Here is a 24,800-nt window from a genome sequence, read left to right as displayed (position 1 = left end):
GCAAAGAGCCTGCTGACTTCGCCGCAGCGCCGGTTGGCGGTTCGACACTGGAGAGATTTTCGCTATGAGCCTGAAAGCCGTCGACGAGAAAGATGACAAGAAAGACAAACCGCTGGGCAGCCAAAGCCTGTTCCGCGGTTTGCAGTTGATTGAGATCCTGAGCAATTTCCCCAACGGATGCCCACTGGCGCATCTGTCCGAGCTGGCCGGCATGAACAAGAGCACCGTGCATCGCCTGCTGCAGGGGTTGCACACCAGCGGCTATGTGACCCAGGCGCCTTCGCCGGGCAGCTACCGCCTGACCACCAAGTTCATTTCCATCGGCCAGAAGGCGCTGTCGTCACTCAATATCATTCACGTGGCCGCGCCGCATTTGGAACAGCTGAACCTGGAGGTGGGCGAGACGGTCAACTTCTCCAGCCGCGAAGACGACCACGTCATCCTGATCTACAAGCTGGAGCCAACCACCGGCATGATGCGCACCCGCGCCTATATTGGCCAGCATATGCCGCTGTACTGTTCGGCGATGGGGAAAATCTTCATGGCCTACGGCAACGACGATTACCCAGCCCACTACTGGCAGACCCATCAGCAGGAGATTCAGACGCTGACGCGCAATACCATCACCGAGCTGCCGAAGATGTATGAGGAACTGGCCGATATTCGCCAGCGCGGCATGGCGATGGATCGCGAAGAAAACGAGCTGGGGGTCTCCTGCGTGGCGGCGCCGGTGTTCGATATTCAACAGCGCGTGCCCTATGCGGTGTCTGTCTCGTTGCCGACCGCCAAGCTGCAGCAGATCGGCGTTAAAAGCCTGATTAAACCGGTGCTGGCTACCGCACAACGCATCTCGCAGGAGCTGGGGTTCGTCACGCCGATTTGAGTATTAGTTCCGCTGATGCGGGATTAGAAACATCAATTTCACCTAATGATCGCTTCCTCGTATGATGCGCGTGTTGACCGACACGCGCCCTCGTCCGGCGCCTTTTATCATTCGAGGAATCCCCATGTTAGCCGTCTTCTTGCAGGGTTTTGCCCTGAGCGCCGCCATGATCCTGCCGCTGGGCCCGCAGAACGTATTCGTGATGAATCAGGGCATTCGCCGCCAGTATCATTTGATGATCGCTTCGCTGTGCGCGTTGAGCGATATCGTGCTGATTTGCGCCGGGATTTTCGGCGGCAGCGCTTTGCTGACCCGCTCGCCGCTGCTGTTGGCGCTGGTCACCTGGGGCGGGGTGGCGTTTCTGCTGTGGTACGGGTGGGGTGCGTTCCGTTCCGCCTTGAGCCCGCAACCGGCGCAGGCCGCGGCGCAGGAGCTGGCGCAGAGCCGTTGGCGCCTCGTGGTCACCATGCTGGCGGTCACTTGGCTGAACCCACACGTTTATCTGGATACCTTTGTGGTGCTCGGCAGCCTGGGCGGGCAGCTGACGGCGGATGTGCGCTCCTGGTTCGCGCTCGGCGCGGTCAGCGCGTCGGCGGTGTGGTTCTTCGGGCTGGCGCTGCTGGCCTCCTGGCTGGCGCCATGGCTGAACACGCAGCGGGCGCAGCGCATCATCAACGCGCTGGTCGGGCTGGTGATGTGGGGCATCGCGCTGCAGCTGGCCTGGCAGGGGGCAAATTTATAAGAATTTGTCACTAATCCGAATTCAAAACGCCGCGCGATATGCTACGTTTGATGCCAGGAATCCGGCGGTTCTCACAGGGAAAAGCCGGCGATCAGAGACAGCCTGTCATTAAGGAGACACTGTGAAGCTAAAAGCATTGGCTATGGCCGCAATGGTCGGATTAGGGACGTTACCGATGGCGCTGCAGGCGGCTGAATTGCCTGAAGGGCCGCACGTCGTCACCTCCGGCACCGCCAGCGTGGACGCCACGCCGGATATCGCCACCCTGGCGATCGAAGTGAGCGTTTCCTCCAAAGACGCCGCCCAGGCGAAGAAGCAGGTGGACGAGCGCGTGGCGCAGTACTTTGATTTCCTGCAGAAAAACAACATTGAGAAGAAAGACATCAGCGCCGCCAACCTGCGCACCCAGCCGGAATACGATTACCTGAAAACCGGCGAGTCGGTGCTGAAGGGCTACCGGGCGGTGCGTCAGGTGCAGGTGACCCTGCGTCAGTTGGACAAGCTGAACGAGCTGCTGGACGGCGCGCTGAAATCCGGCCTGAACGAGATCCGCGCGGTGGAGCTGGGCGTCGCCAAGCCGGACGTGTATCGTGAGCAGGCGCGGCAAAAAGCGATCGAGAACGCGACTCAGCAGGCCGAATCCCTGGCCAAAGGCTTCCACGCCAAGCTGGGGCCGGTGTACAGCATTCGCTACCGGGTTGCCAACTATCAGCCGATGCCGGTGGCGCGGATGTATAAGGCGGCCGGCGCGGCGGCGGAAAGCGACGCGGCGCAAACCTATGAGCAGCAAAGCATTCACTTCGACGATCAGGTGGATGTGGTGTTCGAGCTGCAGCGCAACGCCGCGCAGTAAGGCTATCGTGTTGAAGAAAAGGTTCGCTGCGGCGAACCTTTTTTCGTTTTAATCCTGGCGCAGCACCTGATGACCGTGCTCCAGCAGCGCGTCGGTCACTTTACGCATCATGCGGCTTTCCGGCGCGAAACGGTGCCAGTACAGCATGCGGCGCTGGTACAGCCCCGGCGTCAGATCGATCAGTTCACCGGATGCCAGCTCCTTTTCGATCTGCAGGTGTGGGATCATACAGCAGGTGGTGCCCTGGCGTGCCAGCTGCACGAAGGCTTCCGACGAGTTCACGATGTGGCAGGGCACGCTGCCCGGCGACAGATCGAAGTTCTGCTGCAGGAACGCCTGGTGCATGTCGTCGAGATGGTCGAAGGCCACCGCCGGCGCTTTCAGCAGCGCGGAACGGGTGACGCCGCTCGGGAAGTAGCGCTCGGCGAAGCCGCGGGAGGCCACGAACAGGTAATCCAGCGCCCCCAGCCGATCCACCAGGCAGCTCGGCAGCGGCTGCGGCTGAATACTCACCGCGCCCACCACCTCACCGCGGCGTAGCCGCTCCTGGGTGCGGGTTTCATCTTCCACCTGCAGATTCAGGCGAATGGGGGAGTCCGCCAGCACCGGCTTCAGCGCCGGCAGCAGCCAGGTTGCCAGACTGTCGGCGTTGACCGCCAGCGACAGCAGCAGCGGCGTATCGACGCCGGTGTCGTTGCCCAGCCACTCTTCTTCCAGCAATTCCACCTGATGCAGCAGCGCGAGCAGCTTTTGCCCTTGTTCGGTAGGGCGCGGCGGCACGGTACGGACCAGCAGCGGTTGGCCGAACAGATTTTCCAGCTGTTTGATGCGTTGGGATACCGCCGATTGCGTGATACAGAGTTTTTGAGCGGCGCGCTCGAAGCCGCGCTCACGGATCACCGCGTCCAGCGCTTGCAGCGTACGATAGTCTGGGCGTTTCATCGGAAAGATATCCCTTAAATTAGAATGATACCGGCACTATGCCACATTTTGCGCACGGCGCAGGTGGAAAAATCACGCCCCTACCTCGCCGCCAAGCGGGCAAAAATGCGGGCTGCGGTAAATAAGTGTGATCCTGCCAGCGTGAAAAACAGCGTTTTACCCTATAATACGCACACGTTTTCGTACAGAGGCAAGGGACATATTATGACGCAGGATGAACTGAAAAAAGCGGTGGGCTGGGCGGCGCTGGAATACGTGACGCCGGGCACCATCGTCGGGGTCGGCACCGGTTCTACCGCCGCCCACTTTATTGACGCGCTGGGCTCCATCAAGCACCAGATCGAAGGCGCGGTGTCCAGCTCCGATGCCTCCACCGCCAAGCTGAAAAGCCTCGGCATCCCTGTGTTCGACAGCAACGAAGTGGACTCGCTCGACATTTACGTGGATGGCGCGGACGAAATCAACGGCCATATGCAGATGATCAAGGGCGGCGGCGCGGCGCTGACGCGCGAGAAGATCATCGCCGCCATCGCCAAGAAATTCATCTGCATCGTCGACGCCAGCAAGCAGGTGGACGTGCTGGGCAAGTTCCCGCTGCCGGTGGAAGTGATCCCGATGGCCCGCTCTTACGTGGCGCGTGAGCTGGTGAAACTCGGCGGCCTGCCGGAATATCGCCAGAACGTGGTGACCGACAACGGCAACGTGATCCTCGATGTGCATAACCTGAGCATCACCGACGCCATCGCGCTGGAGAACAAGATCAACGGCATCGCCGGCGTGGTGACCGTGGGGTTGTTTGCCAACCGCGGCGCGGACGTGGCGCTGGTCGGCACCTCGGAAGGCGTGAAAGTAGTCAAATAAGCCTCTGCCGTCTGTGGCCCGGCAGTGCCGGGCCGCATAATTCTTCGGTTAAAATATCTTTTCTGAAAAACGGCAAATTTGGTGACTTATGTCACATTGTGAAAACTGACTCCCCAAAGCTTCTGCCGAAAACTTTCCCTATGGCATTTTCTGCCGTAAACCGCCATCAACGCTGCGCCTTGTCCTGCCGGGCAGGCAATCGTTTGTATTGCCGCCCGCGTTATTTTTGTTATGTTGGATGGGAGCTGTGTCGTCACAGCCGCTTCTGAAGTCTGAACATAGGGTCGGGTAAATGGCAAAAGTATCATTGGAGAAAGACAGGATTAAATTCCTGTTGGTGGAAGGGGTTCATCAGAGCACGGTCGATAACTTACGTGCCGCCGGTTATACCAACATCGAATACCATAAGGGTGCGTTAGACACCGAATCGTTGAAGGCATCCATCCGCGATGCGCACTTCGTCGGCATCCGATCGCGTACGCATCTGACCGAAGAAGTGTTCGCCGCCGCAGAGAAACTGGTGGCGGTGGGCTGCTTCTGCATCGGTACCAACCAGGTTGATCTGAAAGCGGCGACCAAACGCGGTATTCCGGTCTTCAACGCCCCCTTCTCCAATACCCGATCCGTGGCCGAAATGGTGCTGGGCGAGCTGCTGTTGATGCTGCGCGGCATTCCGGCCGCCAACGCCAAGGCGCACCGCGGCGTGTGGCACAAACTGGCCGTGGGCTCCTATGAGGCGCGCGGTAAAAAGCTGGGCATCATCGGCTACGGCCACATCGGCACCCAGCTGGGCATTCTGGCCGAAGGGCTGGGCATGAAGGTGTTCTTCTACGACATCGAGAACAAGCTGCCGTTGGGCAACGCGCAGCAGGTGCGCCATCTGTCCGATCTGCTCAATATGAGCGACGTGGTGACGCTGCACGTGCCGGAAACGCTGGCCACCAAGAACATGATGGGGGCGGAAGAGCTGGCGCTGATGAAACCGGGTGCCATTCTGATCAACGCCTCGCGTGGCACCGTGGTGGATATCCCTGCGCTGTGCGACGCGCTGGCCAGCAATCACCTGGCGGGCGCGGCGATCGATGTCTTCCCGGAAGAGCCGGCGACCAACAGCGATCCGTTCAACTCGCCGCTGTGTGAGTTCGATAACGTGCTGCTGACGCCGCACATCGGCGGTTCCACGCAGGAAGCGCAGGAGAACATCGGCGACGAAGTGGCCGGCAAGCTGGCGAAATACTCCGACAACGGATCGACTCTGTCTGCCGTCAACTTCCCGGAAGTGTCGCTGCCGGCGCATGGCCCGAACGCCAGCCGCCTGCTGCACATCCACGAAAACCGTCCGGGCGTGTTGACGCAGATTAACCAGATCTTCGCCGAAGAGGGGGTTAACATCGCCGCACAGTATCTGCAAACCGGGCCGGAAATCGGCTATGTGGTGATAGACATTGAAGCGGAAACCGCGCGCGCCGACGCCGCGCTGCAGCGCATGAAGGCTATCGACGGCACCATTCGCGCCCGTCTGCTGTTCTGATTCGGCGGCTCGCCGCAACGAAAAAGGCCGGAGCGATCCGGCCTTTTGTTATTTGGGCTCGTGCCACGCCCAGCTGCAGAGCGGGGTGAGGATTTCCGGCAGCGGGATATCCCAATGTTCGGTTGGCAGGTGCTCCACCTGCTGGCAATCATGGGCCAGGCCGATGGGATAGGGGCCGTCGCTCTGCCAGTTTTGCAGGGTGCGATCGTAAAAGCCGCCGCCCATGCCCAGACGCTGCCCGGTATGATCGAATGCCACCAGTGGCGTCAGCACGACGTCCAGCTTGCCCAGCGGCAACACCTGGCGCACATCGAGGCGCGGTTCGAGAATATTGAAGCGATTGCGCACCAGCGGCGTTTCCGGCGCATAGCGCAGGAACAGCAGGTGCCCCGGGCTGAACGGGTGCAGCACCGGCAGGTAAACCCGTTTGCTGAGGGTCCACAGTTGCTCGATCAGCGGCCTGGTGTCGAGTTCACCGTCAAACGACAAAAATACCGCGATGCTGTGCGCTGCCTGAATACGTGCGTGCGCGACGAGGCGTTCGGCTATCTTGTCTGCGGCAAAGTGTTGTTGGCCCGGCGTAAGCTCGCGCCGACGTTGGCGAATGAGTTGACGAATGGCTTGGCGCTGCTGCGCGAATTGGGGTTGAAAAGGCATCGTATCAGGCTTGCTCAGTGTGGCGTTCAGCACACATAAACCGCTGAGAAGGGGAATCTCCGAGATGCCGTCGCAGGCTGTAACCCTTGAACCCATGGTTCAAGGTGAACGTGCCGTCGCAATCTTAAGGCTTCTCGGCGCACCGAGCGTGCTCACCGATCGCGGAGCAACACATTCTGTTTGTACTAAATATCGGCTCAGGGGACTGGCCCGCTGGCGAACATCTCAGAGAAATTTTGTACTCGTTGCCGAAACTTTGATTTCAACAACTTAAGTTATTCGAATTGTGCATCCTGACGTTCAGAGATGCGACCTTGTTCAAGCAGCGCTTGTTCAATGGTCTGCTGCAGCATCCGTATGCGTTGTTCCATATTGGACGCATAGTCACGGGTTTTCAACCGTTCTTGAGCAAGTTCGTGACAGACGTTCAATGCCGCGATGAAAACCAGTTGCTCAGTATTGGAGACTCTAGTGCGAACTTTAAGATCTTGCAACCGTTGGTTAAGATCGTCCGCCGCCATATTCAACGCATCTTGTTGTTCTGGCGGGCAATTGACTCTTAACGAGCGGCCAAAAATTTGAATATCTACCGGTTGTGCAGACATGCCACCTTCCTGCCTAAATTTCGCGCCAGCCTTGTCCGCCCTGGCCGGGCCGTCAAAGCGGGCGCCACTATATATACCTCGGTACCAAGATACAACCCCTTTTTCAGTACCTGGTTGTAATCTACTGTGGCGCACATTGCCAGTCAAAAAAGGGTTTCAAAATGCGTATTTACCGCACTTTCGCCACCCGCCGGCGCAGTGTGAAACCTGCCACATCGCGATTATAACTAGCCACTGAGGTGTCGCGCTTATCTGGTATAGCGACGGACCTTGGTGGTAGCATAACACGAACTTATCCTGCCAACGATGACGAATGCGCATGTCTATACAGAATACATTTCCAAGTTACCAATCTTTGACCGTGGCCCTCAACCAGCAGTCGGTGGCGCTGACCGCGGCAGAAATGCACGGCCTGATCAGCGGCCTGTTGTGCGGCGGCAGCCGTGATGCCGGCTGGCAGGCGCTGGTGCACGATCTGACCAACGAAGGCGTCGCCTTCCCGCAGGCGCTCAGCCAACCGCTGCAACAGCTGTATGAAGTGACGCGTGAAACGCTGGAAGACGACGAATTCCTGTTCCAACTGATGCTGCCTGAAGGGGAGATCGTCAGTGTGTTTGACCGCGCCGACGCCCTGGGCGGTTGGGTCAACCACTTCCTGCTCGGGCTGGGGATGATGCAGCCGAAGCTGGCCCAGGTGAAAGACGAGGTCGGTGAAGCGATCGACGATCTGCGCAACATTGCGCAGCTGGGCTACGACGAAGACGAAGATCAGGAAGAATTGGAACAGTCGCTGGAAGAAGTGGCGGAGTATGTGCGGGTCGCCGCCATCATGTGCCACGGCGAATTCACCCGTCACAAGCCAACGGCGCCGGAAAACATCAAACCGACGTTGCACTAAACGTCCTATCGCCCCTCCGCCGGCGGTGCGGATGGCATGATTTCAGGAGAAGGTAATGATTCAGCAGGAATTCAACAACCGCCGTCAGGCGCTGTTGGCGAAAATGGCGCCGGCCAGCGCGGCGGTTATTTTCTCTGCGTCGGAAACGACGCGCAGTGCAGATTCAGACTATCCCTATCGGCAGAACAGCGACTTTTGGTACCTGACCGGCTTCAATGAGCCGGAAGCGGTGCTGGTGCTGATCAAAAGCGACGAAACGCACAACCACAGCGTGCTGTTCAACCGGGTGCGCGATCTGACAGCGGAAATCTGGTTTGGCCGCCGCCTGGGGCAAGACGCCGCGCCGGCGAAGCTGGGCGTGGATCGCGCGCTGCCGTTCGATGAAATCAATGACCAGCTGCACCTGCTGCTCAACGGCCTGGATGTGGTTTACCACGCGCAGGGTGAATACGCCTACGCCGATCAGATCCTATTCGGCGCGCTGGACAAGCTGCGCAAGGGGTTCCGCCAGAACCTGCAGGCGCCGGCCACCGTGACCGACTGGCGGCCGTGGCTGCACGACATGCGGTTGTTCAAGTCCCCGGAAGAGCTGGCGGTGATGCGCCGCGCCGGTGAGATCAGCGCGTTGGCGCATACCCGCGCGATGGAAAAATGCCGCCCGGGCATGTTCGAATACCAGCTGGAAGCGGAGATTCACCATGAATTCACCCGCCTCGGCGCTCGCTACCCGTCTTACAACACCATCGTCGGCAGCGGCGAAAACGGCTGCATCCTGCACTACACCGAGAACGAGAGCCAGATGCGCGACGGCGATCTGGTGCTGATCGACGCCGGCTGCGAGTATCAGGGGTATGCCGGCGACATTACCCGCACCTTCCCGGTCAACGGCAAGTTCAGCAAGCCGCAGCGCGCGGTGTACGACATCGTGCTGGCGTCGCTGCTGCGCGCTTTGGCATTGTTCAAACCCGGCACCAGCATCCGCGAAGTCAACGACGAAGTGGTGCGCATCATGGTGGTCGGGCTGGTGGAGCTGGGCGTATTGAAAGGTGAAGTCGACCAACTGATCGCCGAGCAGGCGCACCGGCAGTTCTTCATGCATGGGCTGAGCCACTGGCTGGGCCTCGACGTGCACGACGTCGGCCACTACGGCACGCCGAGCCGCGATCGGCTGCTGGAGCCGGGCATGGTGCTGACCGTGGAACCGGGGCTGTACATCGCGCCGGATGCGGACGTGCCGGCGGAATACCGCGGCATCGGCATCCGCATCGAGGACGACATCGTGATCACCGCCGACGGCAACGAAAACCTGACCGCCACCGTGGTGAAAGACGCCGATGCCATCGAAGCGTTGATGGCGGCGGCAAGGTCATAAAATGAGCGTAATTATCGTTGGCGGCGGTATGGCGGGCGCGACGTTGGCGCTGGCTATCTCGTCGCTTACTCAGGGAAGGATTGCGGTGGATCTGGTCGAGGCGACTCGGCCGGGCGACCGCAGCCACCCGGGCTTTGACGCCCGCGCCATCGCATTGGCGCAGGGCACCTGCCAACAGCTGGCGCGCATCGGCGTTTGGCCGGCGCTGCGCGACTGCGCCACGCCGATCACTCAGGTGCACGTCAGCGATCGCGGCCACGCCGGTTTCGTGAATCTGCAGGCGCAGGATTATCAGGTCGATGCGCTCGGCCAGGTGATCGAACTGCACGACGCCGGGCAGCGGCTGTTCGCGCTGCTGGCGAAGGCGCCGGGCGTTACGCTGCACTGCCCCGCGCGGGTGGTGGACGTGATCCGCACCGCAGAGCGGGCGGAAGTACAACTGGATACCGGTCTGCGCCTGTGCGGGCAACTGCTGGTGGCGGCCGACGGTTCGCGTTCGGCGCTGGCGGAGGCCTGCAACGTGCAGTGGCGGCAGGAGGAGTATCCGCAGTTCGCCACCATCGCCAACGTCACCACGGCGGAAGATCCACAGGGGCGCGCCTTCGAGCGTTTTACCCGCTACGGGCCGCTGGCGCTGCTGCCGATGTCGCAGGGGCGCAGTTCGCTGGTGTGGTGCCACGCGCGCGAAGATCGCGCCCGGGTGGATGCCTGGGACGACGGGCGTTTTATCGCCGAGCTGCAACAGGCCTTCGGCTGGCGGCTGGGGCGTATCCTCAAGGCCGGTAAACGGCACAGTTATCCGCTCAGCCTGCTGACCGCCGATCGCCATGTCAGCCATCGTCTGGCGCTGGTGGGCAACGCGGCGCAGACGCTGCATCCGATCGCCGGGCAGGGGTTCAACCTCGGCCTGCGCGACGTGATGTCGCTGGCAGAAACGCTGGCGGAAGCGGTAGACAGCGGCGAAGACGCCGGCGGTTATGCGCTGTTGAGCCGCTATCAGCAGCGGCGGCAAAACGATCAGCAGGCGACGATCGGCGTGACCGACGGATTGATCCGTTTGTTCGCCAACCGTTATGCCCCGCTGGTGGTCGGCCGTAATCTGGGGCTGATGGCGATGGAGCGTTTGCCGGCGGTGCGCGATGCCTTCGCCAAACGCACATTGGGCTGGGTGGAACGTTAGACACAGAATTGGGCGCCCTGTGGCGCGTCCAAAACGCGGCGCGGCAAGGCGTCGCGCGTTATTTAAGGAAATCGAGCAGCATGCAATCATTTGACGTGATTATCGCCGGTGGCGGTATGGTGGGGCTGGCGTTGGCCTGCGGCCTGCAGGGCAGCGGGCTGCGCGTGGCGGTGCTGGAGCAGCGCCAGCCGGACATGGCGCCGCCGTCGGAGCAGCCTGCGCTGCGCGTCTCCGCCATCAATGCCGCCAGCGAGCGTTTGCTGCAGCACATCGGCGTGTGGGACGACATTCTCCAGCTGCGCGCCAGCGCTTACAACGCGATGGAAGTGTGGGAGCGAGACAGCTTCGGCAAAATCGCCTTCCGCGGCGACGAGTGCGGCTTCAGCCATCTCGGCCACATCATCGAAAACTCGGTGATCCAGCAGGCGCTGTGGAAACGCGCCGAAAGCCTCTCGGACATCACGCTGATTACCCCGGCCGCGCTCAAGCAGGTGGCGTGGGGCGAGAACGACGCCTTCGTCACGCTGGAGGATGGCCGCATGCTGACTGCTCGGCTGGTGATCGGCGCCGACGGAGCCCAGTCGTGGCTGCGCCAGCACGCCGACATCCCGCTCACCTTTTGGGATTACCGCCACCATGCGCTGGTAGCCACCATTCGCACCGAAGAACCGCATCAGGCGACGGCGCGGCAAATTTTCTACGGCGATGGCATTCTGGCGTTCCTGCCGTTCAGCGATCCGCATTTAAGCTCCATCGTCTGGTCGGTGACGCCGGAAGACGCCGAGCGGCTCAAGCAGTTGGAACCGGAACAATTCAACCGCGAACTGGCGATGGCCTTCGATATGCGTCTGGGCGCCTGCAGCCTGGAAAGCGAACGGTTGGCCTTCCCGCTGACCGGCCGCTATGCGCGCAGCTTCGCCGCACACCGCCTGGCGCTGGTGGGCGATGCGGCGCATACCGTGCATCCGCTGGCCGGGCAGGGCGTGAACCTCGGCTTTATGGACGCCGCCGAGCTGATTTCCGAGCTGCGCCGCCTGCAGCGGCAGGGCAAGGATATCGGCCAGCATCTCTATCTGCGCCGCTATGAGCGCCGCCGCAAACATGGCGCGGCGGTGATGCTGGCCAGCATGCAGGGTTTCCGCGAACTGTTCGACGGCAACCACCCGGCCAAAAAGCTGCTGCGCGACGTGGGGCTGAGGCTGGCGGACAGCCTGCCGGGCGTCAAGCCAAAGCTGGTGCGTCAGGCAATGGGCCTGAACGATCTGCCCGAGTGGCTTGCCTGACACCTGCCTTCTGCGAGCCCCCTGAGGGCTCGCGCTTCTCGCCTTATGCCATCGTCTTTCCTTATATAACCCTTCATTTGAAATAATCTAATTTCAGCTGCTTTTTATCATTACTTTTTCTAATTCCATGTTCGGTAATCAAAAGTCGGAATCTCATGCGCGGCCGCCGGTTTGTTATATAACTTCGGAGTTTTGCCGCTTTAATTGTTAATTTTGTGCCTTAAAGCGCATTTTTCCAGTGAAAAACTCTGCACACTAGCCCGGCATTTTACCGCCCCGGAACGGCGATGAGCCTATTTTAACTTATGGTTAATGTGGTCGTTCGGTGATAAGTTCGGGGGAAAGGTATCGTTTGCGTCACGGCGGTTGCACGCAGTTTCCGCCCGTCCCGGCGCAGCATTTGTGTTGAGCAGTCAGTGCGCCATGGCGATCGGGCCGCGAGCCAGGCTCCGCCGCATTGCGTGGCAGCACCCTAACTTCTAGCGACGAGTGGAAAGAGGGCAAAGATGGCAAAGCAAACCCCACTGTACGACCAGCACGTGGCGTGCGGTGCGCGCATGGTAGACTTTCACGGCTGGATGATGCCGCTGCACTACGGCTCGCAGCTCGATGAGCACCACGCGGTGCGTCAGGATGCTGGCATGTTCGACGTGTCTCACATGACCATCGTGGATCTGCACGGCGCCCGCACCCGCGAGTTCCTGCGCTACCTGCTGGCGAACGACGTCGCCAAACTGACCCAACCCGGCAAAGCGCTGTACACCGGCATGCTGAATGCCTCCGGCGGCGTGATCGACGACCTGATCGTTTATTTCCTCACTGAAGACTATTTCCGCCTGGTGGTGAACTCCGCCACGCGCGACAAAGACCTGGCCTGGATTGAAGAGCACGCCGCGCCGTATGGCGTTGCGCTGACGGTGCGCGACGATCTGGCGCTGATCGCGGTGCAGGGCCCGCAGGCCAAAGAGCGTGCCGGCACGCTGTTCACCCCGGAACAAAAAAGTGCGGTCGAAGGCATGAAGCCGTTCTTCGGCGTGCAGGCCGGCGAGCTGTTCATCGCCACCACCGGTTACACCGGCGAGGCCGGCTATGAGATCGCGCTGCCGAAAGAGCAGGCGGCGGATTTCTGGCAAAAATTGCTGGCCGCGGGCGTCAAGCCGGCCGGTCTGGGCGCGCGCGACACGCTGCGTCTGGAAGCGGGCATGAACCTCTACGGGCAAGAGATGGACGAAGGCGTTTCACCGCTGGCCGCCAACATGGGCTGGACCATCGCCTGGCAGCCAGAAGATCGCCGTTTCATCGGCCGCGAAGCGCTGGAACAACAGCGCGAGCAGGGCACCGAGCAACTGGTCGGCTTGATCATGACGGAAAAAGGCGTATTACGTAATGAGCTGCCGGTGCGTTTCACCGACGCGGCGGGGCAAACCCATGAAGGCGTGATCACCAGCGGCTCGTTCTCTCCGACGCTGGGCTTCAGCATCGCGCTGGCGCGCGTGCCGGCAGGTATCGGCGAGCAGGCCATCGTGCAGATCCGCAACCGTGAAATGCCGGTCAAAGTGACCAAGCCCGGTTTTGTTCGCGCCGGCAAGCCGCTGACAAATTGATTTTTATTGATTCTTCCCTAGGGATTTCGCGCTGCGGCTAGGCGGCAAGTGCGCGAGTCCTCGGGAGCTTACTGCGGTAAGTGACCGAGGTGAACGTACGCAGCCAACAACGCTGCAGTGTGAAAGACGACGGGAAATTATTTCTTCGAAGGAGTAACCGGCTATGAGCAATGTGCCAACAGAATTGAAATACGCATCCTCCCACGAGTGGGTTCGTTCAGAAGGTAACGGCGTTTACACCGTAGGCATCACCGAACACGCGCAGGAACTGCTGGGCGATATGGTGTTTGTCGATCTGCCGGAAGTGGGCCGCAACGTCGCCGCCGGTGAAGATTGCGCCGTGGCGGAGTCCGTCAAGGCGGCGTCGGACATTTACGCGCCAATCAGCGGCGAAATCGTGGCGGTGAACGGCGAGCTGGAAAGTTCTCCGGAGCTGGTGAACAGCGAGCCCTACGGTGACGGCTTCCTGTTCCAGATTAAAGCCGCCGACGAAGGCGAGCTGGCGAACCTGCTGGACGCCGCGGCTTATCAGGCCTCGATCGACGAGTAATCGTGACCACGCCCCGGGCCTTTCGGCCGGGGCGTTTTAGTTACCGTTCAAGCTATATCCCGTATCACGCAAGCATTCAGGAATTTGTAGCAATGACTCAGACACTCAGCCAACTCGAACACAGCGAAGCGTTCATCGAACGCCACATCGGCTCTTCTGCGGAACAACGCCAGGAGTTGCTGGCAGCGGTGGGCGCTCGCTCGCTCAGCGCGCTGATCCAACAGATCGTGCCGGCGGACATTCAGCTGCCGGGGCCGCCGCCGGTCGGCGACGCGGCGACCGAACATCAGGCGCTGGCTGAGCTGAAGGCGATCGCCTCGCAGAATCAGCGCTACAAATCCTATATCGGCATGGGCTACAGCGCCGTGCTGACGCCGCCGGTGATCCTGCGCAACATGCTGGAAAATCCGGGCTGGTACACCGCTTACACCCCTTATCAGCCGGAAGTGTCGCAGGGCCGCCTGGAAGCGCTGCTGAACTTCCAGACCGTGACCCTCGATCTGACCGGCCTGGATCTGGCTTCCGCTTCGCTGCTGGATGAAGCCACCGCCGCTGCCGAATCGATGGCCTTGGCCAAACGCGCCAGCAAGCTGAAAGACGCCAACCGCTTCTTCGTGGCCGACGACGTGCATCCGCAGACGCTGGACGTGGTGCGCACCCGCGCCGAAACCTTCGGCTTCGACGTCATCGTCGATAAAGCGGAAAAAGTGCTGGAGCTGGACGGCGTGTTCGGCGTGCTGCTGCAACAGGTGGGCACCACCGGCGAGCTGCACGACTACAGCGCGCTGCTGGCCGAACTGAAATCGCGCAAAATCATCACCAGCGTGGCCGCCGACATCATGGCCCTGGTGCTGCTGACCGCGCCGGGCAAGCAGGGCGCCGACGTGGTGTTCGGCTCCGCGCAGCGCTTCGGCGTGCCGATGGGCTACGGCGGCCCGCACGCCGCCTTCTTCGCCTGCCGCGACGAGTTCAAGCGTTCGATGCCGGGCCGCATCATCGGCGTTTCCCGCGATGCCGCCGGTAACACCGCGCTGCGCATGGCAATGCAGACCCGCGAGCAGCATATCCGCCGCGAGAAGGCCAACTCGAATATCTGTACCTCGCAGGTGCTGTTGGCCAACATCGCCAGCCTGTATGCGGTATATCACGGTCCGCAAGGGCTACAGCGCATCGCCGGGCGTATCCATCGCTTGACCGACATCCTGGCCGCCGGGCTGCAGAAGGCCGGCCTGACGCTGCGCCACAACACCTGGTTCGACACCCTGACCGTTGAAGTGAAAGACAAGGCTGCCGTACTGGAACGCGCGCTGAGCTTCGGCATCAACCTGCGTACCGATATCCACGGCGCCGTGGGCATCACGCTGGACGAAGCCACCTCGCGTGAAGACGTGCAGACGCTGTTCGCACTGCTGGCCGGCGACGAACACGGCCTGGACATCGACGCGCTGGACGCGGTGGTGAGCAAGAACAGTCAATCGATCCCGGCCGCCATGCTGCGTCAGGATCCGATCCTGACCCATCCGGTATTCAACCGCTATCACAGCGAAACCGAGATGATGCGCTACATGCATCGCCTGGAGCGTAAGGATCTGGCGCTGAACCAGGCGATGATCCCGCTGGGCTCTTGCACCATGAAATTGAATGCTGCGGCGGAGATGATCCCGATCACCTGGCCTGAATTCTCCGAGCTGCACCCGTTCTGCCCGCCGGAGCAGGCTGCCGGCTACCAGCAGATGATCGGCCAACTGTCTCAGTGGCTGGTGCAGCTGACCGGCTATGACGCGGTGTGCATGCAGCCGAACTCCGGCGCGCAGGGTGAATACGCCGGCCTGCTGGCGATCCGTCGCTACCATGAAAGCCGCAACGAAGCGGGCCGCCACGTCTGCCTGATCCCGAGCTCCGCGCACGGCACCAACCCGGCCTCCGCCCAAATGGCGGGCATGAGCGTGGTGGTGGTCGCCTGCGACAAGAACGGCAACATCGATCTGCACGATCTGCGCGTCAAGGCGGAGCAGGCGGGCGAAGAACTCTCTTGCATCATGGTGACCTACCCGTCGACCCACGGCGTGTATGAAGAAACCATCCGTGAAGTATGCCAGATCGTGCATCAGTTCGGCGGCCAGGTGTATCTGGACGGCGCCAACATGAACGCCCAGGTGGGCATCACCACGCCAGGCTACATCGGCGCGGATGTTTCGCACCTCAACCTGCATAAAACCTTCTGCATCCCGCACGGCGGCGGCGGCCCGGGCATGGGCCCGATCGGCGTGAAAGCGCACCTGGCGCCGTTCGTGCCGGGCCACAGCGTCGTGCAGATCGACGGCGTAACCACCCAGCAGGGCGCGGTTTCCGCGGCGCCGTTCGGCAGCGCCTCCATCCTGCCTATCAGCTGGATGTACATCCGCATGATGGGCGCGGAAGGCCTGAAGCAGGCCAGCCAGATGGCGATCCTGAATGCCAACTACATCGCAACCCGTCTGAAAGACGCCTATCCGATCCTGTATACCGGCCGCGATCACCGCGTGGCGCACGAATGTATCCTCGATATTCGTCCGCTGAAGGAAGAGACCGGCATCAGCGAAATGGACATCGCCAAGCGCCTGATCGACTTCGGCTTCCACGCGCCGACCATGTCGTTCCCGGTGGCGGGCACGCTGATGGTCGAGCCGACCGAGTCGGAAAGCAAAGTGGAGCTGGATCGCTTTATCGATGCGATGCTGGCGATCCGCAGTGAGATTGACCGCGTCGCCAAAGGCGAATGGCCGCTGGAAGACAACCCGCTGGTGAATGCGCCGCACGTGCAGGCGGAGCTGGTCAACGACTGGCAGCACCCGTACAGCCGCGAGCTGGCAGTGTTCCCGGTGGCCGGCGTGCGCGAGAACAAGTACTGGCCGAGCGTTAAGCGTTTGGACGACGTGTACGGCGACCGTAACCTGTTCTGCTCTTGCGTGCCGATGAGCGATTACGAATAACACGTTCGGCAAAGTTTGTGTTCGGGGGACACCGCATCATGCGGTGTCCCTTTTTATTTTATTGCGGCCTATTCTTTCCTGTACGTTCCCACGATTTGAGGAGTCACCATGCAAGCGGCAATCGTAACAGCGCTGGGGCAAGCCCCGGTATTCGGCACCTTTGAGGAGCCCCAGGCGCAGGCGAATGAAGTGCCGATCGACGTTCTGGCGGCCGGCATCAAACAGCTGGATCGCGCCACCGTCGCCGGCACCCATTACTCCAGCCCCAAGCAGCTGCCGATCGTGCCCGGCACCGACGGCGTGGGCCGGACGGCCGACGGGCAACGGGTGTATTTCGCCTCCTTCCGCCGCCCTTACGGCGCGATGGCTGAGCGCAGCGTCGCGTCATGGACGGTGCCGGTGCCGGAGGCGGTAGACGATGCCACGGCGGCGGCGCTGATCAACCCGGCCTTCGCCGCCTGGCTGCCGCTGCGCTGGCGGGCGGATCTGCAGCCCGGCGAAACGGTGCTGATCATCGGCGCTACCGGCACCTCGGGCAAACTGGCGGTCGCGGCGGCGCGTCAGGCAGGGGCCGGGCGCATCGTTGCTGCCGGCCGTCGGCTGAGCGTGCTGGAGGCGTTGGACGTAGACGCCACGGTGGATCTGAGCCTGCAGGGCGAGGCGCTGACGCAGGCTTTCGCGGCGGCGGCAGGGCCGGGCGGTTATCAGGTGATCGTCGATTATATCTGGGGCCCGGCGACTGAAGCGCTGCTCGCAACGCTCAATAATCACGATCTCTCGTCTTACGCCGGCGGGCGCGGCATTCGCCTGGTCAACGTCGGCTCGATGGCCGCGCCGGACATCCGGCTGCCTGCGGCGGTGTTGCGCAGCAATCAGCTGCAGATCCTCGGCAGCGGCACCGGCAACTTCCCGCCGGTCCCGGAGATGCAGCGCTATGCGACCGAAATTCTGGCGCTGGCGGCGACGGGCGCGCTCACTATCGAGACGCAGGAGCACGCCTTGGCGGAGATCGCCGAGGTGTGGGATCTGAACAAGAAAAGCGACGTGCGTTCGGTGATACGCATCACCCGTTAGACTCTTGCCGCTAGCGGCAAAGGCAGACCAGGTGAATATCCTCCGGCTCGCGGGCGAACAGCTCGGCATCCGGGCGCTCGATGAGCCGACAGCCCTGCGCCAGATAGAAGTCTACGGTGCTTTTGTTGGGGATGGAGGAAACGTACAGCCCGGCGGCGCCTTCTTGCGCCGCCTGACGCAGGCAGAGTTGAAACAGCTGCCTGCCTAAGCCCTGGCCGCGTTGGTGTGCGCTGACGTAAAAGAACAGCAGCTGGCGCAGATCCCGCTGTGGGCCGCGCGGCTCGGTGTCCAGCGCCGCCGCCGCGACGATCTCCTCGCCTTCGAACAACGCGAAGAACGTGCCGCCGCGATCGAAGCAGGCTTCGTGGATTGGCGTATAGGTGTCTCGGTCGTGCGGATCCCAACCGCGCACGTCGTAGTAGTCCGGGTAGGCGTGCAGCTTGCCGTCCTGCAGGCGATACAGGGTGTCGATGATTTCACTGCGGTCGATATCCCACAGCCGGTCGAGTTGTTGCCGTTGCAGCAGAACAGGGGGGCTCATGATCGTTGTTCACTCTCAGTCTGTGGCCGGTAACTTTCCGGTAAATCGATAATAAAACCGATGCCGCGATCGTCGAGGCCTTCGGTGACGCGCAGCTGCGCGCCGATCTTGTCGGCCAGGTTCCGGGCGATGGCCAACCCCAGACCGCTGCCGGTCTGCTGCGTGCCAGGCACGCGGTAAAAGCGTTCAAACAGGCGGGCGCGGTGCTCTTCGCTCACTCCAGGGCCGTTGTCGCGCAACGTAATATAGCAGCCGAGCGGCGCCAGCGAGCGGATATTGGCTTCGATGCGGCTGCCGGGCGGCGCGTACTTGAGTGCGTTGTCCAGCAGGTTGGTGAAGATGGCGATCAGCGCAGGACGGTCGGTGGTAATCACCACGTCCTCGCTGCCGTCGAGCGAGAGTTCCACATCCTTTTCCAGCGCATAAGGGACGTGCTGCGCGATGCATTTGCCGATCTCTGCGTAGATGTCCACCGCCTCGATTTTCAGCGGAAAATCTTCCGCCTCCAGCTTGGCCAGGTTGATCAACTGGCGAGACAGCGACGCCGCGCGATCCAGCCCCTGCTGCATGTCGCCGATGATCTCCCTGCGCTCCTGCTGCTCGCTGACCTGGGTCAGCAGGTGCAGCTGCGCCAGCACGGCGGCGATCGGCGTGCGCAGTTCGTGCGCCGCATCGGCCATAAAGCGTTTCTCGCGCTGATTGGCGGCGTCGATGCGCGCCATCAGTTTGTTGACCTCCACCACCACCGGCCGGATTTCCTGATACTGCTCGCTGACATTGATCGGCGACAGGTTGCCTGGCTGGCGATCGGAGATGGTGCGGGCGATCTGGCGCAGCGGCCGCAGGCTGAAATAGGCGGTAAACAGCAAGGTGACGATGATGGCTGCCAGAATGCCCAGCAGCGGTACGGCGGTGCTCTCCGCCGGGTTGCCGAACAGCGTGGTGCGATCGTTGAACGACTCGCCGACGATTACCCGGTACTGGCGCTTTTCGCTCCAACTGCCGGCGAGATGCCAGTTGGCGCCGGCGTAATTGACGGAGCCGGACAGCACCGAAGGCGGCAGACGCAGCGGCTCTCCCTGCGTTTGCGAACTGTAAAGCACCCGGTTGTCCCGATCGTAAACCACGAACAGCGGGTGATAGTCGATTTGATCCTGCATGCCATTATTGATGGAATCAATGTACATGCCTTCAATGGTCTTGATGATGCCGAGGTAATCGATATTGTCGGTGCCGGTTTCATCGAGAATATTGGCGATGCCTGCGGCGACGATGCGTTGCTGGTTATCGAAATATTTCTCCATGTCGGGGTAATACCAATATTTCACCCAGGCGACGAGGAGCCCCCACAATAATAAAATGGCCAGCACCTGGAAAATAATGGTGCGCATAAAGAAGGATTTGAAACCGATCATTCCGCTACTCTTTCTTCAGCAAATAGCCAATGCCGCGTACGGTAATAATTCTTTCTTTACCGATCTTGCGCCGTAAATTATGCATATGCACTTCCAGCGAGTTGCTTTCCACGCTGTCGCCGTGGCCGAACAGCCGCTGTTCCAGCACCGCTTTGCGCACCACGGTGCCGGCACAGCGCATCAGTTCGTGCAGTAGGTGATACTCTTTTTTCGACAGCATCAGCAGTTCGTTATCCAGCGTCACCTGATGGTTGACCGGATCGAGATACAGCGTGCCGAGGCTCCAGGTTTGCGACGCGAAGCCCGCCATGCGGCGGTTGACCGCCTTGACGCGCGAGATGAGTTCGGGCAGCGCAAAGGGTTTGGCCAGAAAGTCGTCCGCGCCGGAATCCAGGCTGTTCACCAGGCTTTCGATGCGGTCGCGGGCGGTCAGGATGATGATGGGGATATTTTGCCCGGCGGCGCGCCAGGCGATCAGCTTTTGCAAACCGTCGCCGTCCGGCAGCGTGAGATCCAACAGCATCAGGTCGAACCCGCCGGGTGAAAGTTTATTTTCCGCGTCTGCGAGCAGGCGCACCCAGCACAAATTAAAGCCGGTGAGCTCCAATGCGCGGCACAGCGCCTTGCCTAATTGCAGGTCGTCTTCCACCAACAGTATGTTCACGTTTGTTCCGCTGAGTTCCTCGAATCGCGATTATCTAACTATAACCCTGCCGGGAAGACAACGGGGAAACTCGCTTTGCCTGCGTGTTCTTAAGCAAACCTTAATCTGGCTTTAATCTCGCGTTAAGGGAACGCGGGGGAATTTCAGTTATTTTGCTGCCATTCGATATCACAACGGAGGGAGCGAAACATGCAGACTGACGGTTCCCCGCTCGCGGGCACCTCGCGGCGGTTGATGTACGCAGGCGTGGCGACGCTGCTCGTTCTGTTGCTGTTGTCTTTTCGCGGCGATGCGCAGAGCCATAGCCACAGCGGCCTGCATGCTGCCGGTTTGCAGCGGGTTCATCAGGCGACGACGCCGGACGCCTACGGCTGCGTCAAAGCGCGCATCAAAAAGCAGCTGCGCCGCCTGGCTCAGCTTTGAAGCGCTTTTTAGGGCGCCGCTCTATACTCTGACGGGCAAATGGGGCGTCTGCACGCAGGCCGCTATGTTGACATCGCTAACCAGAGAAAAAACAGTATGACGAAAGTGGCATTGGTGACCGGCGCGAGCCGGGGGATTGGCCGTGCGGCCGCGTTGTTGCTGGCCCGGCAGGGTTATGCCGTGGGCGTGAATTACCTGCGTGACGAAAGCGCCGCACGGCAGGTGGTGGCAGAGATTGAGGCGCAGGGCGGGAAGGCGCTGGCGTTGCAGGCCGACGTGGCCGATGAAGCGCAGGTGATGGCGATGTTCGCCGCGCTGGACGCCCGGCTGGGCACGCTCAGTGCGTTGGTCAACAATGCCGGCATTTTGTTCCAGCAGGCGAACATTGAGCAGTTGACCGCCGAGCGCATCAATCAGGTGCTCGGCACCAACGTGACCGGTTACTTCCTGTGTTGCCGCGAGGCGGTGAAGCGCATGGCGCTGCGCCATGGCGGGCAGGGCGGCGCCATCGTCAACGTTTCTTCCGCCGCTTCTCGTTTAGGCGCTGCCGGGGAATACGTCGATTACGCCGCCTCGAAAGGCGCCGTCGATACCCTGACCATCGGGTTATCGCGCGAGGTGGCGGCGCAGGGCATCCGCGTCAACGGCGTGCGGCCCGGATTCATCTATACCGAGATGCACGCCAGCGGCGGCGAGCCCGGCCGGGTGGATCGCGTGAAGGACAGTTTACCGATGCAGCGCGGCGGGCAGCCGCAGGAAGTGGCGGAGGCGATCGCCTGGCTGCTGTCTGACGCCGCGTCTTACGTGACCGGCACCTTTATCGAGGCCGCCGGCGGGCGTTGAATGCATGAGGGGGTTTTGACATCCCGCCGTGCGGAGTGTATTTTGATTAAATAACAATCAAAATGTAGTTACAAAAATGTATGTTTATTTTGAATGGAATCAGGATAAAAATCACAGCAACCAGCGCAAACACCGCGTCAGTTTTGAGATTGCGCAACGGGTTTTTCTGGATCCCAACCATTTGGCCGTGCTGGAGAGGATCGAGGGTGGAGAAGAACGCTGGCACGCTCGGTATGGTCGGCTCCTGTTTGTTGCTGCTGGTGGCGCATACGACGATCGAAACGGATGTCGAAGGCGATACAGTAGAGATCGTGCGTATCATTTCAGCACGCAAGGCCGATGCCAAAGAGAGGGGAAGATATGAAGCGCAAAAATTCAGCCAAAAATCTGGCGCATAGCGTACTCCCTCCGTTGACGGAGGAGCAGAAAGCGCAAATTGCTTCGTTGAGCGCGCTGCCGGATGAGGATATCGATTATGCCGATGCCCCGGCCCTGGGTGAGGAAAAGTGGCAGGCGGCGGTGCAGGGGCGTTTTTATAAACCGATGAAAGTATCGAAAACCATCCGAATCGATGCGGATGTGTTGGCCTGGCTTCAGCGGCCAGGCAAAGGCTATCAGAAACGCCTGAACGCCGTGTTGCGTGAGGCAATGTTGAAAGAGCATGAGCACGAGGAATAAGTCGTGTCAGGCGGGTAACGGTCCGGTGAGGTTCTCACCGGATTTTTTTTGCAGCTTTTCAGGTAAAGCCTACCAGCATTAGCCGCCGCTCGGCAGCGTTCGGTCAAAACCACAAAAACGGTCATTAACGGTCATGTTGCGGAACGTGGAATTGTGACCGTTTACCGTTTCTCTCCTGCCTGTCTAAGACGCGCACATATCATAACTGTCTGTTACTCCACACTTTCGTAATTATTCATTTCATTTCCTTCCCGATTTTTTTGACAACTATCACAGCGCGATCGTTGCCCGATCGCGGGGCGATGTGCTTTGCGTCTGCGCGCAAAACGCGGCGCGGCAAATCGATATCGTAATCATCGTCGTGGAGGAGAAAAGAAACATGCTGCCTGTAGAACGTCATCGCTTTATCACCGAAGTCTTGAGCCAGCGCGGCCGCGTGATGGTGCAGGAGGTGGCGCAGCTGTGCCATATCTCTATCGAGACGGCGCGGCGTGATCTGGCCTTGCTGGAACGGCGCGGCCTGCTGCTGCGCAGCCACGGCGGCGCGGTGTTCGTCGAGCCGCCGGCAGTGGAAAAAACCTATGTGCCCGCCGAGATAGACCAGGGGGAATCTTTCCGCCAGCGCAGCAACGAGGCACCGGAGCAGAAAACGCGCATCGCCAAACGCGCGCTGGAATTTATCGCGCCGGGGGATTGCCTGCTGCTGGACAGCAGCTCCACCAGCTGGTTTTTGGCGCGCCAACTGCCGGATATCTCGCTGGTGGTGCTGACCAACTCGCTGCACATCATCCAGACGCTGGCCTGCAAGGCCAACGTGCGCACCATCGGCCTGGGGGGCGAGTATTCCGCCAAGTACGAGGATTTTATCGGCGTGCTGGCGGAGCAGATGCTGAAGGAGTTCGTGATCAACAAGCTGTTCTTCTCCTGCCACGGCATCTGCCAGGACGGCGGCGTCCGTGAGAGCAACGAGCATCATGCGCGGTTGAAACAGCAGATGCTGCTGGCGTCGGAGCGCAAGTTCCTGCTGGTGGACAGCAACAAGTTCGGCCGCCGCTCGTTCGCGCGCATCTGCCACTACCGGGAGATAGACACCCTGATCACCGACAGGCTCAGCGACGATGAATTTCGTCAGGAACTGGCCTGGAACAACGTCGACGTGATTGAAGTTTCACCCGCCGCGAAAAGGGCGGCGCGATAACAACAACGAAAACCCTTATTACAGCCAACACTTGTGGAGAGAGAACAATGAAAAAATCCGTACTGGTCGGTCTGTTTGCCTCGCTGCTGCTGTCGGTCTCCGCGCAGGCGGCGGACAAGCTGAAAATGGGCGTGGTGGTGAAGATCGGCGGCATTCCCTGGTTCAACGCCATGGAGGCCGGCATCAAAAGCGAAGGTGCCAAACGTGGCATCGACGCCTGGATGGTCGGGCCGACGGCGGCGGACCCGGCGCTGCAGGTGCGCGCCATCGAAGATCTGATCGCGCAGAAGGTGGACATCATCGGCGTGGTGCCGAACGACGCCCGGGTGCTGGAGCCGGTGCTCAAGCGCGCACAGGAAGCGGGCATCAAGGTGATCGTGCACGAATCCCCCGGCCAGAAGTACGCCGACTGGGATTTTGAGCTGGTGGACGCCTCGCAGCACGGGGTCAATCACATGAAAGCGCTGGCCGCCTGCATGAAAGAGCAGGGCAAGTATGCGGTGTACGTCGGTAGCCTGACGGTGCCGCTGCACATCACCTGGTCGGACTCGGCCATCAACTACCAGAAGCAGCACTATCCGAACATGCAGCTGGTGGGCGACAAGTTCGGCGTGGGCGAATCGCTGGATGACAGCGTGCGCACCACCAACGATCTGATGGCCAAATATCCCGATCTGAAAGGCGTGCTGGCCTTTGGTTCACAGGGGCCGATCGGCGCCGGGCGCGCGGTGCTCAACCGCGGAAAAAGCAATGATATCTGCGTCATCGGGCCATTCAGCCCGGGCCAGGGCGCTTCGCTGGTCAACCGTGGCGCCATCAAGGGCGGTTATATCTGGAATCCGCTGGTGGCCGGCGAAGTGTTCGTGCGCATCGCCGACATGATGCACCAGGGAGAAAAAATCACCGATGGCATGACCATCGAAGGCATGGGCAAGGTGCAGGTGGATGCGCAGCAGCACACCCTTCTCGGCAACGCCACCGAAAGCCTGGATAAGCAAAACCTGCCGAAGCTGGTGAAGATGGGGCTGTAA

General features: G+C 60.9%; 24 protein-coding genes, 1 other RNA gene and 1 pseudogene. 19 read left to right on the top strand and 7 right to left on the bottom strand.

The window, feature by feature from the left end:
- Positions 1-64: 64 nt before the first annotated feature.
- From QDT79_RS00260 to QDT79_RS00250, 3 genes are all read left to right on the top strand, one after another.
- Entirely contained in the window at positions 65-883 is an 819-nt protein-coding gene (locus QDT79_RS00260; protein ID WP_025304160.1) for an IclR family transcriptional regulator, read from the top strand.
- A gap of 124 nt (positions 884-1,007) precedes the next feature.
- Positions 1,008-1,625 carry an arginine exporter ArgO gene (gene argO / locus QDT79_RS00255; protein ID WP_033635865.1) on the top strand — a complete coding sequence of 206 codons (618 nt, stop codon included), beginning with the start codon at positions 1,008-1,010 and terminating at the stop codon, positions 1,623-1,625.
- 121 nt (positions 1,626-1,746) lie between these two features.
- Entirely contained in the window at positions 1,747-2,478 is a 732-nt protein-coding gene (locus QDT79_RS00250; RefSeq protein WP_308316088.1) for an oxidative stress defense protein, read from the top strand.
- A 48-nt stretch (positions 2,479-2,526) separates the two neighbouring features.
- Here QDT79_RS00250 and QDT79_RS00245 read toward each other — a convergent pair whose 3' ends face one another.
- The gene (locus tag QDT79_RS00245) at positions 2,527-3,420 is read right to left on the bottom strand and encodes a LysR family transcriptional regulator ArgP (protein WP_033649429.1); all 894 of its coding nucleotides are present in this window, start codon (positions 3,418-3,420) and stop codon (positions 2,527-2,529) included.
- A gap of 204 nt (positions 3,421-3,624) precedes the next feature.
- Between QDT79_RS00245 and rpiA the strand changes: the two genes are divergently transcribed.
- Both rpiA and serA read left to right on the top strand, forming a co-directional pair.
- The gene (gene rpiA / locus QDT79_RS00240; RefSeq protein ID WP_063990673.1) at positions 3,625-4,281 is read left to right on the top strand and encodes a ribose-5-phosphate isomerase RpiA; all 657 of its coding nucleotides are present in this window, start codon (positions 3,625-3,627) and stop codon (positions 4,279-4,281) included.
- 292 nt (positions 4,282-4,573) lie between these two features.
- Positions 4,574-5,812, top strand: coding sequence for a phosphoglycerate dehydrogenase (serA, locus tag QDT79_RS00235; RefSeq protein WP_025304156.1), 1,239 nt, complete (start codon positions 4,574-4,576; stop codon positions 5,810-5,812).
- A gap of 48 nt (positions 5,813-5,860) precedes the next feature.
- Here the strand turns inward: serA and QDT79_RS00230 are convergent, their stop codons facing one another.
- The 3 genes from QDT79_RS00230 to zapA all read right to left on the bottom strand — a co-directional run bounded on the left by QDT79_RS00230 (position 5,861) and on the right by zapA (position 7,074).
- Positions 5,861-6,469 (bottom strand): 5-formyltetrahydrofolate cyclo-ligase, encoded by a 609-nt coding sequence (locus QDT79_RS00230; RefSeq protein ID WP_063990674.1) that lies wholly within the window; start codon positions 6,467-6,469, stop codon positions 5,861-5,863.
- Positions 6,470-6,521: 52 nt separating this feature from the next.
- Positions 6,522-6,704: non-coding RNA, 6S RNA (gene ssrS / locus QDT79_RS00225), on the bottom strand.
- A 40-nt stretch (positions 6,705-6,744) separates the two neighbouring features.
- Complete coding sequence (gene zapA, locus QDT79_RS00220; RefSeq protein ID WP_004931621.1) at positions 6,745-7,074, bottom strand: cell division protein ZapA; 330 nt, start codon at positions 7,072-7,074, stop codon at positions 6,745-6,747.
- Positions 7,075-7,393: 319 nt separating this feature from the next.
- On the opposite strand from zapA, the gene QDT79_RS00215 reads away from it, so the two are divergent.
- From QDT79_RS00215 to QDT79_RS00180, 8 genes are all read left to right on the top strand, one after another.
- On the top strand, positions 7,394-7,972 hold the full coding sequence (locus tag QDT79_RS00215; protein WP_063990675.1) for a YecA/YgfB family protein: 579 nt from the start codon (positions 7,394-7,396) through the stop codon (positions 7,970-7,972).
- Positions 7,973-8,027: 55 nt separating this feature from the next.
- A complete protein-coding gene (gene pepP / locus QDT79_RS00210; RefSeq protein ID WP_308316087.1) occupies positions 8,028-9,344 on the top strand; it encodes a Xaa-Pro aminopeptidase in 1,317 nt (438 codons plus the stop codon).
- Between the two features lies 1 nt (position 9,345).
- Positions 9,346-10,524 carry a 2-octaprenyl-6-methoxyphenyl hydroxylase gene (gene ubiH, locus QDT79_RS00205; protein ID WP_063990677.1) on the top strand — a complete coding sequence of 393 codons (1,179 nt, stop codon included), beginning with the start codon at positions 9,346-9,348 and terminating at the stop codon, positions 10,522-10,524.
- Between the two features lie 80 nt (positions 10,525-10,604).
- Entirely contained in the window at positions 10,605-11,807 is a 1,203-nt protein-coding gene (ubiI, locus tag QDT79_RS00200; protein ID WP_107227942.1) for an FAD-dependent 2-octaprenylphenol hydroxylase, read from the top strand.
- Between the two features lie 506 nt (positions 11,808-12,313).
- Positions 12,314-13,411, top strand: coding sequence for a glycine cleavage system aminomethyltransferase GcvT (gcvT, locus tag QDT79_RS00195; RefSeq protein ID WP_004931631.1), 1,098 nt, complete (start codon positions 12,314-12,316; stop codon positions 13,409-13,411).
- 163 nt (positions 13,412-13,574) lie between these two features.
- Positions 13,575-13,961 carry a glycine cleavage system protein GcvH gene (gene gcvH, locus QDT79_RS00190; RefSeq protein ID WP_063990680.1) on the top strand — a complete coding sequence of 129 codons (387 nt, stop codon included), beginning with the start codon at positions 13,575-13,577 and terminating at the stop codon, positions 13,959-13,961.
- Positions 13,962-14,053: 92 nt separating this feature from the next.
- On the top strand, positions 14,054-16,933 hold the full coding sequence (gcvP, locus tag QDT79_RS00185) for an aminomethyl-transferring glycine dehydrogenase (protein WP_063990681.1): 2,880 nt from the start codon (positions 14,054-14,056) through the stop codon (positions 16,931-16,933).
- Positions 16,934-17,041: 108 nt separating this feature from the next.
- Positions 17,042-18,007: a zinc-binding alcohol dehydrogenase family protein gene (locus QDT79_RS00180; RefSeq protein ID WP_308316086.1), complete on the top strand. Its 966-nt coding sequence runs from the start codon at positions 17,042-17,044 to the stop codon at positions 18,005-18,007.
- A 10-nt stretch (positions 18,008-18,017) separates the two neighbouring features.
- Here QDT79_RS00180 and QDT79_RS00175 read toward each other — a convergent pair whose 3' ends face one another.
- Genes QDT79_RS00175 through QDT79_RS00165 form a run of 3 tightly spaced genes read right to left on the bottom strand, consistent with a single transcriptional unit; the run spans position 18,018 to position 20,627 of the window.
- On the bottom strand, positions 18,018-18,548 hold the full coding sequence (locus QDT79_RS00175; RefSeq protein WP_063990683.1) for a GNAT family N-acetyltransferase: 531 nt from the start codon (positions 18,546-18,548) through the stop codon (positions 18,018-18,020).
- Entirely contained in the window at positions 18,545-19,963 is a 1,419-nt protein-coding gene (locus tag QDT79_RS00170; protein WP_063990684.1) for an ATP-binding protein, read from the bottom strand. Before QDT79_RS00170 ends, QDT79_RS00175 begins: the two co-directional genes overlap by 4 nt.
- Positions 19,964-19,967: 4 nt before the next feature.
- Positions 19,968-20,627, bottom strand: coding sequence for a response regulator (locus tag QDT79_RS00165; RefSeq protein WP_019455640.1), 660 nt, complete (start codon positions 20,625-20,627; stop codon positions 19,968-19,970).
- A 189-nt stretch (positions 20,628-20,816) separates the two neighbouring features.
- Between QDT79_RS00165 and QDT79_RS00160 the strand changes: the two genes are divergently transcribed.
- The 6 genes and pseudogenes from QDT79_RS00160 to QDT79_RS00135 all read left to right on the top strand — a co-directional run bounded on the left by QDT79_RS00160 (position 20,817) and on the right by QDT79_RS00135 (position 24,800).
- Entirely contained in the window at positions 20,817-21,050 is a 234-nt protein-coding gene (locus tag QDT79_RS00160) for a hypothetical protein (RefSeq protein ID WP_063990685.1), read from the top strand.
- A 96-nt stretch (positions 21,051-21,146) separates the two neighbouring features.
- Positions 21,147-21,893 (top strand): SDR family oxidoreductase, encoded by a 747-nt coding sequence (locus QDT79_RS00155; RefSeq protein ID WP_049212585.1) that lies wholly within the window; start codon positions 21,147-21,149, stop codon positions 21,891-21,893.
- A gap of 76 nt (positions 21,894-21,969) precedes the next feature.
- Positions 21,970-22,291, top strand: a pseudogene (locus tag QDT79_RS00150) (BrnT family toxin).
- Positions 22,254-22,571 carry a BrnA antitoxin family protein gene (locus QDT79_RS00145; RefSeq protein ID WP_063990687.1) on the top strand — a complete coding sequence of 106 codons (318 nt, stop codon included), beginning with the start codon at positions 22,254-22,256 and terminating at the stop codon, positions 22,569-22,571. The pseudogene QDT79_RS00150 and the gene QDT79_RS00145 overlap by 38 nt, the downstream one beginning before the upstream one ends.
- A gap of 379 nt (positions 22,572-22,950) precedes the next feature.
- Positions 22,951-23,769 carry a DeoR/GlpR family DNA-binding transcription regulator gene (locus QDT79_RS00140; RefSeq protein ID WP_055312180.1) on the top strand — a complete coding sequence of 273 codons (819 nt, stop codon included), beginning with the start codon at positions 22,951-22,953 and terminating at the stop codon, positions 23,767-23,769.
- A gap of 47 nt (positions 23,770-23,816) precedes the next feature.
- Positions 23,817-24,800, top strand: coding sequence for a substrate-binding domain-containing protein (locus QDT79_RS00135; protein ID WP_149559828.1), 984 nt, complete (start codon positions 23,817-23,819; stop codon positions 24,798-24,800).

Origin of the sequence: Serratia marcescens (assembly GCF_029846115.1) — a bacterium.
Taxonomy (GTDB): domain Bacteria; phylum Pseudomonadota; class Gammaproteobacteria; order Enterobacterales; family Enterobacteriaceae; genus Serratia; species Serratia marcescens_L.
The sequence above is the reverse complement of the archived record's forward strand: the minus strand, read 5'-3'. Positions and strand labels throughout refer to the sequence as shown.

What these genes read in the sequence shown, in the direction of transcription:
- gcvT (WP_004931631.1), top strand. Translation starts at nt 12,314, where the DNA reads ATGGCAAAGCAAACCCCACTGTACGACCAGCACGTGGCGTGCGGTGCG.
- QDT79_RS00175 (WP_063990683.1), bottom strand. Translation starts at nt 18,548, where the DNA reads ATGAGCCCCCCTGTTCTGCTGCAACGGCAACAACTCGACCGGCTGTGG.
- QDT79_RS00260 (WP_025304160.1), top strand. Translation starts at nt 65, where the DNA reads ATGAGCCTGAAAGCCGTCGACGAGAAAGATGACAAGAAAGACAAACCG.
- QDT79_RS00215 (WP_063990675.1), top strand. Translation starts at nt 7,394, where the DNA reads ATGTCTATACAGAATACATTTCCAAGTTACCAATCTTTGACCGTGGCC.
- pepP (WP_308316087.1), top strand. Translation starts at nt 8,028, where the DNA reads ATGATTCAGCAGGAATTCAACAACCGCCGTCAGGCGCTGTTGGCGAAA.
- QDT79_RS00180 (WP_308316086.1), top strand. Translation starts at nt 17,042, where the DNA reads ATGCAAGCGGCAATCGTAACAGCGCTGGGGCAAGCCCCGGTATTCGGC.
- QDT79_RS00170 (WP_063990684.1), bottom strand. Translation starts at nt 19,963, where the DNA reads ATGATCGGTTTCAAATCCTTCTTTATGCGCACCATTATTTTCCAGGTG.
- QDT79_RS00135 (WP_149559828.1), top strand. Translation starts at nt 23,817, where the DNA reads ATGAAAAAATCCGTACTGGTCGGTCTGTTTGCCTCGCTGCTGCTGTCG.
- QDT79_RS00230 (WP_063990674.1), bottom strand. Translation starts at nt 6,469, where the DNA reads ATGCCTTTTCAACCCCAATTCGCGCAGCAGCGCCAAGCCATTCGTCAA.
- serA (WP_025304156.1), top strand. Translation starts at nt 4,574, where the DNA reads ATGGCAAAAGTATCATTGGAGAAAGACAGGATTAAATTCCTGTTGGTG.
- QDT79_RS00160 (WP_063990685.1), top strand. Translation starts at nt 20,817, where the DNA reads ATGCAGACTGACGGTTCCCCGCTCGCGGGCACCTCGCGGCGGTTGATG.
- QDT79_RS00155 (WP_049212585.1), top strand. Translation starts at nt 21,147, where the DNA reads ATGACGAAAGTGGCATTGGTGACCGGCGCGAGCCGGGGGATTGGCCGT.
- QDT79_RS00140 (WP_055312180.1), top strand. Translation starts at nt 22,951, where the DNA reads ATGCTGCCTGTAGAACGTCATCGCTTTATCACCGAAGTCTTGAGCCAG.
- gcvH (WP_063990680.1), top strand. Translation starts at nt 13,575, where the DNA reads ATGAGCAATGTGCCAACAGAATTGAAATACGCATCCTCCCACGAGTGG.
- argO (WP_033635865.1), top strand. Translation starts at nt 1,008, where the DNA reads ATGTTAGCCGTCTTCTTGCAGGGTTTTGCCCTGAGCGCCGCCATGATC.
- zapA (WP_004931621.1), bottom strand. Translation starts at nt 7,074, where the DNA reads ATGTCTGCACAACCGGTAGATATTCAAATTTTTGGCCGCTCGTTAAGA.
- QDT79_RS00245 (WP_033649429.1), bottom strand. Translation starts at nt 3,420, where the DNA reads ATGAAACGCCCAGACTATCGTACGCTGCAAGCGCTGGACGCGGTGATC.
- QDT79_RS00145 (WP_063990687.1), top strand. Translation starts at nt 22,254, where the DNA reads ATGAAGCGCAAAAATTCAGCCAAAAATCTGGCGCATAGCGTACTCCCT.
- ubiI (WP_107227942.1), top strand. Translation starts at nt 10,605, where the DNA reads ATGCAATCATTTGACGTGATTATCGCCGGTGGCGGTATGGTGGGGCTG.
- ubiH (WP_063990677.1), top strand. Translation starts at nt 9,346, where the DNA reads ATGAGCGTAATTATCGTTGGCGGCGGTATGGCGGGCGCGACGTTGGCG.
- rpiA (WP_063990673.1), top strand. Translation starts at nt 3,625, where the DNA reads ATGACGCAGGATGAACTGAAAAAAGCGGTGGGCTGGGCGGCGCTGGAA.
- gcvP (WP_063990681.1), top strand. Translation starts at nt 14,054, where the DNA reads ATGACTCAGACACTCAGCCAACTCGAACACAGCGAAGCGTTCATCGAA.